We start from the raw sequence: 12,936 nt of genomic DNA on the forward strand, positions 1-12,936 counted from the left end.
TTAAAAAATTAAAGGGAACAACACATGGATCATAAATAATCCACCTATAAAAAATCCAACTACAGCGATCAACGAAGGCAACTGTAAATTACTAAGTCCTGAAATTGCATGTCCAGAAGTACATCCACCAGCCCATCTAGCACCAAAACCTATCAAAAATCCTCCAATAATAAGGATACTAAGCGCTTTCCAGTCTGTAAGTGCTTCTATACCATATAATTCATCTGGAAGATATGCCTCACCTGCACTGGCAAATCCCAGTTCATTAAGGTTTGCGACCGTATCTGGATTAATGGTCACTGCAGGATCTACTGTCAAAAAGTTCATCGCAATAAAACCACCAATGGCGGCTCCAACAATCACCACAAGATTCCACTTTTGAGCTCTCCAGTTGAAATCAAAAAAGCCGGCAGATTTATCTGCTCCACAGATGGTACATAAAGTTCGAAGGTTCGAAGACATTCCAAACTGCTTCCCCATAAAAATGAGGAGGAACATAATGAGTGCGATAAGCGGTCCAGCCACATACCAGGGCCAACCCTGAAAAATTAGATCCATAATTATTTTTTATTGATTGCAAAGATGCGAGAAGTGCACCGATAATTAAGTAACAATGGTTACACTATCTGTCTTCGCAAAAGTCTGCCAGGTTTTGTAGTGTTTTTTCAGAAAGCCTTACAAGAGTTTGGGACGACCAGCCTGCACTTTTATCGTGGGCGATCACATTATCTCTTTTCTTTATTTCTTCGGAAAGCTCTTTCCCTCCATCACCATCGAAGATCCCAAAATTGGAATCCTGCGCTATCCAGTTACTGAAGCTGTCCAGTTCAAAAGGAAGCCCCAGGCTGGTATTGATGATAATTTTAGAATTTCCAAACTTCTGAAAATATTCCGAAGTCATTACCTGAGTATTTTTTGGCAAATGGAAGCTTACAATATCACAGGTTTCTGCTAATTCCGGTAATTCAAGATAAGTCAAACCTTTCTCCTCATAATCCTGTTTCCTGGAATTGCTATGATAGTATAAGTCTGCTCCAAATGGCTTTAAACAATCTGCCAGCAGCTTTCCGGTAGTTCCCAGACCTACGATCCCAATTTTAAGATCGGTTAGCTCCCGGGGCATGTCTTTCCATTGTTTACCCGAATAACCATTTAATAACTGAATCAATTCAGAAATTATAAATTCAGCTACCCCTGGATCTCCATAATCGCGAATCCCGCGTACTTCGATCCTACGATCCCGGGCGAACTTCACCGCCACATTTGCCGATTCATCGTCGTATAGGCTACAAGCCATTCCTATATACTTTAAGCTGGAACAGGAGTCTATGATGGTTTCAGTGATTTGAGTATGCCAGGATACGATAATCGCTTCTGCATCACCAATCCTTTCTATAATTGTCTGCTCATCTTCAGGGTAATCATCATATACCTTTACCCCGTTTTCTGAATATTCCTTCAGCTTATTTATGGACTCATCGTTCATCTTCGTATAGTCCACTAAAACGATCTTATTAAATTTCATAATCTTCAAATTTCAGTAAAAAATAAATGCTGAATTTTCATTCAGCATTTATAAGTAATTTGACATTCCCTATAACGGAATATTGCCATGTTTTCTATCCGGTCTTAAAACCGCCTTGTTTTCCAGTGCACTAAATGCACGTATCAATTTTCTTCTGGTATCTTTTGGCATGATCACCTCATCGATAAAGCCACGTTGTGCAGCTTCAAAAGGAGTGGCGAATTTTTCAGCATATTCAGCTTCCTTTTCTGCCAGTTTCTTTTCCGGATCCTCTGCCTGTGAGATCTCTTTTCTAAAGATAATTTCCGAAGCTCCCTTTGCTCCCATTACCGCAATTTCCGCAGTTGGCCACGCAAAGTTAAGATCGGCTCCAATATGTTTAGAATTCATTACGTCGTAAGCGCCTCCATAAGCTTTCCTGGTAATCACCGTAACTTTTGGAACGGTCGCCTCGCTCAATGCATATAATAATTTTGCACCATGCAGGATGATCCCGTTCCATTCCTGATCTGTTCCCGGAAGGAAACCTGGTACATCAACCAGCACCAATAGCGGAATATTAAAGCAATCACAGAACCTGGTGAACCTCGCTGCTTTTTTAGAAGCGTCTACATCCAGAACTCCCGCAAGACTCATAGGCTGGTTCGCAATGATCCCGACACTACGTCCTCCAATTCGTGAAAAACCAACAATAATATTCTCGGCGTAATCTTTGTGAATTTCGAAAAACGAATCAGCGTCTATGATACCATGAATGATTTCATGCATATCATAAGGCTTATTGGAACTGTCTGGAACGATACTTTCCAGTATTTCCCTGTGTTCATCACCTAATTTAAATTCCAGTTTTTCCGGTGCAGTTTTGTTATTCTGCGGCATGTAACTTATCAATTGCTTGATGTTTTCAAGACAGATAATATCGTTTGCAGCAGTCACATGAGTAACCCCAGATTTTGTAGAATGTGTGCTGGCTCCTCCAAGTTCTTCGGAAGTCACCTCTTCATTAGTTACCGTTTTCACCACGTTGGGACCGGTAACGAACATATAGGAAGTATCCTCTACCATTAGGGTGAAGTCGGTCATAGCGGGCGAGTACACAGCGCCGCCGGCACAAGGTCCCATAATAGCTGAAATTTGAGGAACTACTCCTGAAGCTTTTACGTTTCTGTGAAAGATATCAGCATAGCCTCCGAGAGATTTAACCCCTTCCTGGATTCTTGCTCCTCCGGAATCGTTTAGTCCAATTAGCGGTGCTCCAACTTTTACAGCCATGTCCATGATCTTACAGATCTTCTCGGCATGAGTTTCTGAAAGTGAACCTCCAAAAACCGTGAAATCCTGTGCAAATACATACACAAGTCTTCCATGAATTGTCCCGTAACCTGTAACAACCCCATCACCATAGAATTTCTGCTTTTCCATTCCAAAGTCGGTCGTACGGTGGGTCACCAGGATACCGATCTCCTCAAAGGAATTTTCATCCAGAAGATAATCTACCCGCTCTCTCGCGGTAAGTTTCTTCTTTTCGTGTTGCTTGGCTATTCTTTGCTCACCTCCACCCTTGTGGGCTTCAGCAATTTTTTCTTTTAATTTTTCTAGATTCTGACTCATTCGTATGATTCTGAATTATATAGAATTAGTTTGAAGGCAGCCTTAGCTGTTCCTTATCTTTTAAATATTGTTTCAGCGCCAGTAATGCTGCCAGTCTGGCTTCCTGTTCTGTTTCCTCTTTCAGCGCTTCCGGTGAATAATATTTCTTAACGAAATGGGTGTCAAAATCACCGCTTCTAAAGGCATCATGCTGGAAAACAAATTTTCCGAAGGCAAGTGTCGTCGAAACACCTTCCACGATATAATTATCGATCGCTTTGATCATAACCTCGATCGCTTCTTCCCGGGTTTTACCGTAGGTTACCAGTTTTGCAAGCATAGGATCATAATAGATCGGCACTTCCATTCCTTCTTCGAAACCATTGTCCATTCTGATTCCTTCTCCCTGCGGAATCTGGTATTTCTCAAGGGTTCCCGTACTTGGCATAAAATCTTCCAGAGGATCTTCAGCATAAACGCGGAGTTCCATGGCGTGCCCTTTGATCTTTAAGTCATCCTGGCTAAAAGCAATTGCTTCCCCACGAGCGATCCTGATCTGCTGTTCAACTAGATCCACACCCGTGATGTATTCGGTTACAGGATGTTCTACCTGCAATCTTGTATTCATTTCCAGGAAATAAAAATTCCTGTTTTCATCGAACAAGAATTCTACAGTTCCAGCACCCACATAATCACAGGCCTTGGCAACTTTTACAGCTGCCTCACCCATTTTAATGCGCAACTCATCATCAAGAACTACAGAAGGTGCTTCTTCTACAACCTTTTGGTGTCTACGCTGTACACTACATTCTCTTTCGAACAGGTGTAAATAATTACCGTGAGTGTCAGATAATACCTGTATTTCAATATGTCTAGGAGAAGAAACGTATTTCTCGATAAAAACCGAACCATCGCCAAAAGCAGATTCAGCTTCGCTGATCGCTCTCTTCATCTGGTCTTCAAGGTTTTCATCTTTCTCGACAACACGCATTCCTTTACCACCACCACCGGCAGAGGCTTTGATAAGAATTGGAAAGCCAATATCTCTTCCAATTGCCTTTGCTTTTTCAGTGTCGGTGATCGCTTCATCAATCCCGGGAACCATAGGAATATCGTAGGCTTTTACCGCATCTTTCGCGGCAAGCTTACTTCCCATTACCTTGATCGCCTTACTACCAGGACCAATCCAGGTAATCCCATTTTTTTCCACAGCTTCTGCAAAACCTGCATTCTCACTAAGGAATCCATAACCTGGGTGAATCCCGTCTACACCGAGTTGTTTGGCAACTTCAATGATCTTATCTCCTTTAAGGTAAGATTCGCTGGATGCCGCAGGTCCAATGCAAACCGCTTCATCTGCAAACCGAACATGAGGTGCATTTCTATCTGCTTCAGAATAAACTGCAACCGTATCTATACCCATACGTTTTACAGTTTTCATTACTCTAAGCGCGATCTCGCCTCTATTTGCTACTAATATTTTCTTCATATTTCTAATCCTGAAATTTTGAATATTATCATTATTCCATTTCGATCAATAACTGATTCTTTTCTACCGTATCTGCTTTGCTCACGCTAACAGATTTCACCACGCCATCTCTGGGTGCCGTAAGTGTATTTTCCATTTTCATGGCCTCTAGAACCAGCAGGTAATCACCTTCCTTGACCTCATCGCCTTCTTTTACATTTACTTCCAGAATAAGTCCCGGCATAGGTGCCTTGATATCGTTTATTTGCTGAGAGCTACCTAATGAAAGTCCCATCTCCTCTATCAACTGGTCCAGATCATTATTGATCCTTACCGAATAGATATTGGAGTTGATCTTAATATCATATTTTCTGTGAAGGAAATCTGGTTTAAAGACTTCTGCGGAAAAGGAACGATTATCTTTTAAGATATGATAATGTGCTTCTGAAGTTTTCTGGGTATCCAGTGCAGCGATCTCTTCCTGGCTGAACTCGAACTCAAAATCTTCATTTACTTTAACCTTGTATTTTTTATCCATAAATACGTTTATGTATTGATTTTAACCGTAGGAGCGTAAATATAGAAAAATTACAAAGCAATTTCTATTGCTGAAATATCAAAAAATGCCCAAAATATTTAAACTTCTATCTAAAGGTTTCTCGATTTAAAGCCGATCATTAAAAATTTCACAGCTTTCCATAAAAAAGCCTGGGAATTTCCCAAGCTCTAATTTTGAATTTAGTTACTATTATTTAAATTCCTTGATATCATCACTAAGGTCATACACCCGGGTGGCTTCAAAGATATTTTCAAGAATACTACTACCTGCAGCAGATCTATAACCTCCGGCACAATGAACCACTACCGGTTTGTGTGAAGGAATCTCGATATGTTCCTCTCTAAGTTCATTTAAAGGAACGGCGATAGCATCTTCAAAGAACTTACCTTCATTCACTTCACTGGTATTTCTAATATCCACAATCGTGTAGTTGTTCTGGTTGTTTTTGAAATCTTCCAGGTCAAATTCCCTGCTTTCTACTGAAAGATCTTCTCCAAGCGTATAAACGCCTTTGATTTGCTTTTCATAACCAATCTTGGCAGCTCTTTCCAGTACTTCTTCAAGTTGGTCTACAGATTCTATAACCAGGTAAAATGCTTCTTGCGGTTTAACGATCGCACCTAACCAGGTTTCAAACTTATCTTTTTCTGAACGGCACATGATGTTGATACTATTGGAAAGATGACCGTTCTTAAAGGTTTCTTCGTCCCTGGTATCTACTACCAGCATATCTTCATCTTCTTTTTCAGTCACATAAAGACGTACTTCATTAGACCATTTTGTACGCTGTACATTCTCTGGTCCGGTTTTGTTCACATCTACATCAAAACCAAAATAACTAGGAATGAATGGCTGATCCTTCAGTATTTCCTCAATAAACTCTTCTTCCGTCTGTTCTTTAAATGCCCAGTTGCCCTGTCTTTCATTTCCAAGCGTACTGGAAGAATCATCGCTCATGTTCTTTCCGCAGAGAGAACCTGCACCGTGCGCAGGATATACCAGCGCATCATCTGGAAGATCTGTAAATTTATTCTTGATCGTATGATACATATCACTTGCCAGTTCCTTACGTTTAGCAGTCATATTGCCAGCCTTTTCCCGAAGGTCTGGTCTACCAACATTTCCAATGAACAAAGTATCCCCGGTAAATAGTGCAGTGTCTTTGTCCTCTTTCGCCACTACCGTAATACTATCTGGAGAGTGTCCTGGGGTATTGATCGCACTAAAGGTGATCTTACCTATTTCAAAACTGTCACCATCATCAAATCCCTGGTGAGGATAATCTGCTCCCACCATTTCACTGGTATATATCGTCGCACCCGTTTCCTGGTGAATTTGCATATGTCCGCTAATAAAATCGGCATGTGGATGTGTTTCAAAAATAGCCACAATCTTAGCATTCTTGGATTCAGCATAAGAATAATACTGCATCGGGTTTCTGGATGGATCAACCAGCGCCATTTTACCTTCACTCACAATAGCATAAGAGTAATGTGCCAGTGGTTCGTCTTTAAATTGCTTTATATCCATAATATGATCTTTATTTATTGTTCTTAAATTTTATTTTCTTCTGAAAGGATACAGGGTCTGACTTTGAAAAGTCTCCGGAAAATTTTCATCTCCATGAAATCCTAATTCTATTTGTTTTCCATTCTTCGGAATATAGGCGGTACCAAAGAGATAATCCCAGATACTAAGACTTAACCCGAAGTTCATTCCGAAGGGTCTGTCCTTTGGCAATTCTTTACTGTGATGCCAGATATGCATTTTTGGATTATTAAAAATGTATCCCAGCGGTCCGTAGCCCCAACCTAGATTCGCATGATTTAAATGACCTACCAATACCGCAAACATATGTACCACGAAAAACTCCTGTATCCCAAAGCCAATCATAGCCAGTGGAATATATTGTACAGTTTTATAGATAATGGTTTCCATAAAATGAAACCGGAACTGTGCCGCAAAACCCATTTGCTTTACACTATGATGTACCTTATGAAACTCCCATAACCATGTCCTGCGATGCAACTGCCTGTGCACGTTCCACTGAATAAAGTCGGCGATCACGAACATAATTAGTAATTGCGTCCAGGCTGGTAGTTGATCTATTTGAAAAGCAACAATATTATTGATCCCGAAAAGTCCCAGAAAATCATTGAATATCTCGACGGCGACATTACTCAGCGCATTATACCCAATAAGAGAAAACAGGAAAAAATTGAATACTATATAAAAAGAATCGAGCCAGAATCCCTTACGTATTGGTTTCTGCTCTTTTCTCCAGGGGATCAATACCTCTAACGTCCAAACCAGAAGGGACAAACCTATAAGCCAGTAAAAATAACTGGTCCAGGTAGGACTGGTGATCTCGTTCCAGAGGTAATTTGCATACCCTGAAAAAGAACTCTGGATGATCTCTAGATATTTCTCCACTTTCATTGCCTTACAAAAATAGAAATATCTTGTGGGATAGGAAGTAACATTGGTTACAGTTGTTTTTTGAGAACCTTAACGTACGAAAACCTTGTATGTTAGAGTGCGTTAAACATCCCTTTCAGGCTATAGCTTTTGCTTAATTTTATACTGCTAAAAAAATGAATTATGAGTAGAGAAGTTTTAAAACAAAAGTTCGGACTAGGTGGTGTAGCCATTGGAAACGGTTTCAAAGTACTTAGCGATAAAGAAGCAGAAAAAACCCTTGAAGGAGCATGGAATGCAGGTGTACGTTATTATGATACCTCTCCATGGTATGGATTGGGATTAAGTGAACGAAGATTTGGACATTTTCTGCATAACAAAAAACGTGAGGATTATATTCTTACGACCAAAGCAGGCAGATTACTAAAGGCAAATGGAAATAAGCCGGAAACAATGTGGAACGAACCTGCTCCTTTCGATTATGAATATGACTATTCGGCGGAAGCTGTGAGAAGATCTGTAGAAGACAGTTTACAAAGACTGGGAGTTGAAAGCATAGATTATGTATTTATCCATGATCTTTCTCCAGATCATAATGATGAATATAAAGATGGTACAACCTGGCTGAATCATTTTGAAGTAGCCAGAACTGGTGCGATGCCAGAACTTACCAGAATGCGTGAAGAAGGAATTATCAAAGGATGGGGTCTTGGAGTAAATACCATAGAGCCTATAGTAAAGACACTCGAAGAGACAGATGCAGATCCTGATCTGTTCCTATCTGCTATTCAGTACTCCATGATCGATCATAAAAAATCGCTGGATGAATTATTTCCGGTGATCGAGAAACACAATGTGGGGCTGATTGCTGCTGCACCATTTAGTGCTGGTCTGTTATCAGGACAGAAGCGCTATAATTATGGTGGAGAAATGCCTGATGATAAAGTAAAGCAGCTAAACGGAATGAAAGAGGTTGCAGAGAATTATGACGTAGATCTAAGTAAGGCTTCCATTCAATTCTCTTATGCTCCTAAAGTTGTAAATACGGTGCTGGCAGGTGCCAGTAAGCCGGAGCAGGTAGAAGAAAACATGAAAGCTTTTGATGCTAAGATCCCATCAGGTTTCTGGCAGGAACTCAAAGAGAGGAACCTCATCGATAGCAGATGTGAAACTCCAGAATGATTATTAACCCCGGCATCGACCGGGGTTTTTTATTTTAGTTCCAGCCTTAAGTAATAGTTCCTTCCAAAACTGAGGAAAAATATCAAATAACCTAGTAACACCATTAAGATCACCCCAAGAACAAGGCTATTATAGTCATATTTTAAGTACAGAAAGAAATATAATAAAGCGATAAGGATCGCAGAGGGCATAAAGTATTTTGACATCACAAATCCTGAAACCTGTATTTGGACGCTTTCATCTTTACCAAGTGTAAAAGCAAGCGGCTGACTACCGCACCAGTCTATCTTCGCTTCCAGACTATAAACACCTGGAGGGACCGTATACTTCTTTGTTTCATGATCGCCTATATCACCAATCTTTGTTCCATTAAGATATAGCTCAAAATTTCTCATTTTATTTGCCCATTCTGAATCACGTTGTATGTATATAACTGGCATTTAATGGATTAGTTTAGGTTTTGTAACAAATGTTACTTTCGGTTTTTGAGCTTTCATCTACATTGTAAGCGGTTAGATTTTACAGGTTTTTAAAATTGAACGCCGTATCACCCTACAGATACGGCGTTTTTTTATTCATAAAACTCTGTGATCTGTGATAGCGTTTTTCGATCGATATCCGGTACCAACGCATTTTTCGCTGCATAACCTACCGGCAATAATAAATAAGGCCTTTCATTCTTTGGCCGCTTAAGAATGTTTGAGAGAAAGTTCATAGGACTGGGAGTGTGCGTTAAAGTGACAAGTCCGGCATTATGAATAGCAGAGATTAGCATTCCGCAAGCGATCCCAACCGACTCATTTACATAGTAATTCGTAAGTTTTTCTTCTTTCGTTCCAATTTCATAGGCTTCCTTGAAAACTACAATGATCCAGGGGGCGATCTCCAGAAACTCCTTATTGGTATCGGTTCCCAGTGGTGCCAGATCCTTCAGCCATTGTCCACTCATCCTACTATTATAATTTGCCTGCTCCTCCTCTTCTGCAGCGATTCTAATTTTCCGTTTGATTTCTTCGGAAGAGATCGCGCAAAATTTCCAGGGCTGCTTATGTGCTCCTGAAGGCGCCGTTCCAGCAGAAAGGATCAATTGCTCAATAAGTTCTTTCGCTACGGGTCGATCTGAAAAATGCCTGACAGATCTTCGCGCAGAAAGTTCTGCATAATACTTTCTTGCTCTCAATAGCATTTCGGTCTCGGTAAACTCTTCAGAATAAAAGGGAATGTGCGGGAATCCGTTTACCTCAACTATTTTCTTTTCTAATTTTCCTTCCATAAAAACTTTAAACTTTGCTAATATCTCCCATGACGCCTATTAGTTTCTTTTTAATATCGGTATAAGGAGGATGCAGAATATCTGTGGCAGCGAATTTCTTCTGCTGCATGACCGCTCGATTTTTCGAGAAGGTTTTAAAACCGTCAAAACCATGATAGTGGCCCATTCCGCTTGTTCCCACTCCGCCAAAAGGTAGTCTATGCTGCGCTAAATGATAAATATTATCATTAATGGTCACTCCACCTGAAAGCGTAAATTTTAAAAGATGATCTATACGATCCTGGTTATCATCAAAATAATAAAGCGCGAGAGGTTTCGCATTCGCGTTTACATGATCGATTGCTTCCTCCACAGAATCAAGGTTTAATACGGGCAATAGCGGACCAAAGATTTCTTCCTGCATGATGTCCATATCACTGCCAACGCCAAAGACCAGTTTTGGAGTCATCATTCCTTCAGGCAGCTCATGAGTTTCACATAATTCGATAATTTCTGCACCTTTTTGTTTAGCGTCTTCCAGTAACGATGTCAAACGTTTAAAATGTTTATCACTAATTATAGTAGGAGTATTGTTTGTTATTCGCGATATCTGGATAAAACTTTTCTACTACCTGTTTACTGTATTCTATAAACTTATCGTTTAAATCTGCAGGCATGACCAGGTAATCTGGTGCGACACAGGTTTGCCCGGCATTGAAAAGTTTACCAGCCAAAATCCTCTTTGCAGCCAGTTCCAGATCGTAAGATTGGTGAACGATCGCTGGAGATTTACCACCAAGTTCCAGCGTGACCGGTGTAAGATTGGGTGCAGCTGCTGCCATGATCAATTTTCCCATGCGGGTAGAACCGGTAAAGAATAGATGATCAAATGGGAGCGACGAAAAATCCTTGGCAAGCTCTGCATCGCCAGTGACACAGTGGATATAAGAGCTATCAAATGTCTTGTTGATCAAATCCTTGATCACTTCTGCCGATGCCGGAGCAATTTCTGAAGGTTTAATGATTGCATGATTTCCCGCGGCTATTGCGTCCACCAATGGACTCAGCGTTAACAGGATCTGATAATTCCATGCACCCATGATGCCAACTGCACCTAAAGGCTGAAATTGATAGTATGCCGTAGATGGTAATAGAAACCATGAACTGCGAACCGATTTTCTTTTCATCCAGCTTTTAAGATGGCGTCTGGCATGTTTGATCTCATCATGTAAAGGAAAAAGTTCAAGGATGGTCGTTTCTTCAGCACTACGATGTCCAAAATCCTGAGAAACGGCCTCTATCAATCGTTCCTGGTTTTTTTCTACCATTTCTGAAAGGCTGGCCAATGCCTCCATTCTCTGTTCGTATTCCGGAGGGGACTTTGTAAATGCCTTTTGCTGAATTTTTAGTAGATCTGATAGTTCTTGTGCAGTCATAGAGTAGCCTTTAAAATTGAAGGAACATTCTAAATTTAAAGTTTTCTATGAAAATGTGGCTGAGTTCGCTCTTTACTTTCTTCTGAAGAGCCCTGTCGAGAAATTCTGTTTCGCTCCCCAAGGAGTTGTATGATCCCGATTCTCGAGCCTTACCGTATCAAAATCTGATTCTAATAATTCCTCCAGATCTGAAGTTGCATATTTCCTAATGGTGATTCCACTACATTTATCGGGTCCTTTTTCAGAAAAAACTGATAGGAGACAATAAGCGCCTGATTTTAGAGAAGTTTTTAATACTGATAAGTAATCCTCTACCTGCTTATCTTCGGTAAGAAAATGCAGGGCCGCACGATCATGCCACAGGTCAGATGATGTATCTGGCTTATAGCTGGTTACATCAGATTCTATCCAGTTAATTTTTTCAGCTTTAACCCCCAACCTGTTTTGCGAATCCTGCAATGCTTTTGCTGAAATATCCAGCACATGAATGTTCGCATATCCCAATTCCGATAAATAATCTACCAGAAAACTATTCCCTCCTCCAATGTCAATGATATTCGCTTCAGGTGAAAGGCCCAGAGAACGGATGATCTCAAGGCTGTATTCCGGCTTTTGCTGGTACCAGCTCGTTTCTTCAAACTGTTTGGTATTGTAAATCTTTTCCCAGTGTTCTTTTAAATCCATTTCTAATTAAATTCGGCACAATTTTCAGAGGGAATATTCACGCCTGCGGCTTGCTGGTAGACCAGGCTTGCACCAAGATGACCTACATAGGCCAGGCAAACAGAACCCGCCACTAAAAGCAGGACAACCACAAGATTAGTCAGTTTATTCCTGAAGCTTTTGAGGTAATGTAATACTATCTCCAGTAAAAGCCCAATACTGAATAACCAGGCGGTGGTATAGGCAAAGTTTTCGTGATCTTTTAAAATGGTTGGATCACATAATTTACGGGAAACGACCCCATCTGCCAGATCACCGGTATAAATAGAAATCCAGATACCTATAACCCCCAGGATTAGTAAGAGTCGGCCACCAAAATGCCAGGTTTCTCTTCCAGACCATAAACTCATGATCTTAAAAAGTGTTGCAAGTAATAGTAAAACTATTGGAAAATGAACGGACAGAGGATGAAAAACCTCTGTCCGCCAAAATTCTGGAATTTGAGTTTCCATTATTCCATGATTTTTACTGAAATAGGATCCAGTCTTTTTCCATTCTTTTCAACTTCCACTTCTACTTTCTGTCCTTCTTCAAGTTCAGAAAATTCTACGTCACTTCCGTTTCTGGTAAGGCTGGTAGTTTCAGTAAAATAAAGCTCCAAAGTCTTGTCATCATCTGTAGTAACATAGATCTCTGTTTTGTCTGCTTCTACTTCTTTTACTGTTCCCTGGTAAGTTCCAGATTCCACTGCATCTGTACTTTCACCACAAGCGACGAACAATAAGATCGCGCTCATAAACATACCTTTCAAAATTGTTGATTTCATAGTCTTAAATTTAAATT

15 protein-coding genes are annotated in these 12,936 nt (G+C 40.4%); 1 reads left to right on the forward strand and 14 read right to left on the reverse strand.

From position 1 onward, the window contains the following. The 7 genes from ABVM50_RS13485 to ABVM50_RS13515 form a co-directional block, all read right to left on the reverse strand. Entirely contained in the window at positions 1 to 558 is a 558-nt protein-coding gene (locus tag ABVM50_RS13485) for a YeeE/YedE family protein (RefSeq protein ID WP_405199035.1), read from the reverse strand. Positions 559 to 622: 64 nt separating this feature from the next. Next, the gene (locus ABVM50_RS13490; RefSeq protein WP_405199036.1) at positions 623 to 1,525 is read right to left on the reverse strand and encodes an NAD(P)-dependent oxidoreductase; all 903 of its coding nucleotides are present in this window, start codon (positions 1,523 to 1,525) and stop codon (positions 623 to 625) included. A 69-nt stretch (positions 1,526 to 1,594) separates the two neighbouring features. Next, positions 1,595 to 3,136 carry an acyl-CoA carboxylase subunit beta gene (locus tag ABVM50_RS13495; RefSeq protein WP_405199037.1) on the reverse strand — a complete coding sequence of 514 codons (1,542 nt, stop codon included), beginning with the start codon at positions 3,134 to 3,136 and terminating at the stop codon, positions 1,595 to 1,597. A 25-nt stretch (positions 3,137 to 3,161) separates the two neighbouring features. Beyond that, a complete protein-coding gene (gene accC, locus ABVM50_RS13500; RefSeq protein WP_405199038.1) occupies positions 3,162 to 4,604 on the reverse strand; it encodes an acetyl-CoA carboxylase biotin carboxylase subunit in 1,443 nt (480 codons plus the stop codon). A gap of 31 nt (positions 4,605 to 4,635) precedes the next feature. Then, positions 4,636 to 5,121: an acetyl-CoA carboxylase biotin carboxyl carrier protein subunit gene (locus ABVM50_RS13505; protein WP_405199039.1), complete on the reverse strand. Its 486-nt coding sequence runs from the start codon at positions 5,119 to 5,121 to the stop codon at positions 4,636 to 4,638. Positions 5,122 to 5,331: 210 nt separating this feature from the next. Then, positions 5,332 to 6,672 (reverse strand): rhodanese-like domain-containing protein, encoded by a 1,341-nt coding sequence (locus ABVM50_RS13510; RefSeq protein WP_405199040.1) that lies wholly within the window; start codon positions 6,670 to 6,672, stop codon positions 5,332 to 5,334. Positions 6,673 to 6,702: 30 nt separating this feature from the next. After that, positions 6,703 to 7,575: a sterol desaturase family protein gene (locus ABVM50_RS13515; RefSeq protein ID WP_405200715.1), complete on the reverse strand. Its 873-nt coding sequence runs from the start codon at positions 7,573 to 7,575 to the stop codon at positions 6,703 to 6,705. 168 nt (positions 7,576 to 7,743) lie between these two features. On the opposite strand from ABVM50_RS13515, the gene ABVM50_RS13520 reads away from it, so the two are divergent. Continuing rightward, positions 7,744 to 8,742, forward strand: coding sequence for an aldo/keto reductase (locus ABVM50_RS13520; RefSeq protein ID WP_405199041.1), 999 nt, complete (start codon positions 7,744 to 7,746; stop codon positions 8,740 to 8,742). A 29-nt stretch (positions 8,743 to 8,771) separates the two neighbouring features. Here the strand turns inward: ABVM50_RS13520 and ABVM50_RS13525 are convergent, their stop codons facing one another. The 7 genes from ABVM50_RS13525 to ABVM50_RS13555 all read right to left on the reverse strand — a co-directional run bounded on the left by ABVM50_RS13525 (position 8,772) and on the right by ABVM50_RS13555 (position 12,919). Next, the gene (locus ABVM50_RS13525) at positions 8,772 to 9,182 is read right to left on the reverse strand and encodes a hypothetical protein (protein ID WP_405199042.1); all 411 of its coding nucleotides are present in this window, start codon (positions 9,180 to 9,182) and stop codon (positions 8,772 to 8,774) included. Positions 9,183 to 9,313: 131 nt separating this feature from the next. Further along, positions 9,314 to 10,015, reverse strand: a complete 702-nt coding sequence (locus ABVM50_RS13530) for a nitroreductase family protein (RefSeq protein ID WP_405199043.1) — start codon at positions 10,013 to 10,015, stop codon at positions 9,314 to 9,316. 7 nt (positions 10,016 to 10,022) lie between these two features. Next, positions 10,023 to 10,547: an aldehyde dehydrogenase family protein gene (locus ABVM50_RS13535; RefSeq protein WP_405199044.1), complete on the reverse strand. Its 525-nt coding sequence runs from the start codon at positions 10,545 to 10,547 to the stop codon at positions 10,023 to 10,025. Between the two features lie 19 nt (positions 10,548 to 10,566). Continuing rightward, positions 10,567 to 11,430 (reverse strand): aldehyde dehydrogenase family protein, encoded by an 864-nt coding sequence (locus ABVM50_RS13540; RefSeq protein WP_405199045.1) that lies wholly within the window; start codon positions 11,428 to 11,430, stop codon positions 10,567 to 10,569. A gap of 72 nt (positions 11,431 to 11,502) precedes the next feature. Further along, positions 11,503 to 12,114, reverse strand: a complete 612-nt coding sequence (locus ABVM50_RS13545; RefSeq protein WP_405199046.1) for a class I SAM-dependent methyltransferase — start codon at positions 12,112 to 12,114, stop codon at positions 11,503 to 11,505. A gap of 2 nt (positions 12,115 to 12,116) precedes the next feature. Beyond that, entirely contained in the window at positions 12,117 to 12,605 is a 489-nt protein-coding gene (locus tag ABVM50_RS13550; RefSeq protein ID WP_405199047.1) for a DUF2231 domain-containing protein, read from the reverse strand. After that, positions 12,605 to 12,919 carry a hypothetical protein gene (locus tag ABVM50_RS13555; RefSeq protein ID WP_322300557.1) on the reverse strand — a complete coding sequence of 105 codons (315 nt, stop codon included), beginning with the start codon at positions 12,917 to 12,919 and terminating at the stop codon, positions 12,605 to 12,607. Before ABVM50_RS13555 ends, ABVM50_RS13550 begins: the two co-directional genes overlap by 1 nt. Positions 12,920 to 12,936 lie beyond the last annotated feature (17 nt).

The organism is Christiangramia sp. LLG6405-1 (assembly GCF_045055805.1).
In the GTDB taxonomy this organism is placed as follows: domain Bacteria; phylum Bacteroidota; class Bacteroidia; order Flavobacteriales; family Flavobacteriaceae; genus Christiangramia.

What these genes read in the sequence shown, in the direction of transcription:
- ABVM50_RS13490 (WP_405199036.1), bottom strand. Translation starts at nt 1,525, where the DNA reads ATGAAATTTAATAAGATCGTTTTAGTGGACTATACGAAGATGAACGAT.
- ABVM50_RS13505 (WP_405199039.1), bottom strand. Translation starts at nt 5,121, where the DNA reads ATGGATAAAAAATACAAGGTTAAAGTAAATGAAGATTTTGAGTTCGAG.
- ABVM50_RS13520 (WP_405199041.1), top strand. Translation starts at nt 7,744, where the DNA reads ATGAGTAGAGAAGTTTTAAAACAAAAGTTCGGACTAGGTGGTGTAGCC.
- ABVM50_RS13525 (WP_405199042.1), bottom strand. Translation starts at nt 9,182, where the DNA reads ATGCCAGTTATATACATACAACGTGATTCAGAATGGGCAAATAAAATG.
- ABVM50_RS13545 (WP_405199046.1), bottom strand. Translation starts at nt 12,114, where the DNA reads ATGGATTTAAAAGAACACTGGGAAAAGATTTACAATACCAAACAGTTT.
- accC (WP_405199038.1), bottom strand. Translation starts at nt 4,604, where the DNA reads ATGAAGAAAATATTAGTAGCAAATAGAGGCGAGATCGCGCTTAGAGTA.
- ABVM50_RS13555 (WP_322300557.1), bottom strand. Translation starts at nt 12,919, where the DNA reads ATGAAATCAACAATTTTGAAAGGTATGTTTATGAGCGCGATCTTATTG.
- ABVM50_RS13540 (WP_405199045.1), bottom strand. Translation starts at nt 11,430, where the DNA reads ATGACTGCACAAGAACTATCAGATCTACTAAAAATTCAGCAAAAGGCA.
- ABVM50_RS13510 (WP_405199040.1), bottom strand. Translation starts at nt 6,672, where the DNA reads ATGGATATAAAGCAATTTAAAGACGAACCACTGGCACATTACTCTTAT.
- ABVM50_RS13495 (WP_405199037.1), bottom strand. Translation starts at nt 3,136, where the DNA reads ATGAGTCAGAATCTAGAAAAATTAAAAGAAAAAATTGCTGAAGCCCAC.
- ABVM50_RS13485 (WP_405199035.1), bottom strand. Translation starts at nt 558, where the DNA reads ATGGATCTAATTTTTCAGGGTTGGCCCTGGTATGTGGCTGGACCGCTT.
- ABVM50_RS13530 (WP_405199043.1), bottom strand. Translation starts at nt 10,015, where the DNA reads ATGGAAGGAAAATTAGAAAAGAAAATAGTTGAGGTAAACGGATTCCCG.
- ABVM50_RS13550 (WP_405199047.1), bottom strand. Translation starts at nt 12,605, where the DNA reads ATGGAAACTCAAATTCCAGAATTTTGGCGGACAGAGGTTTTTCATCCT.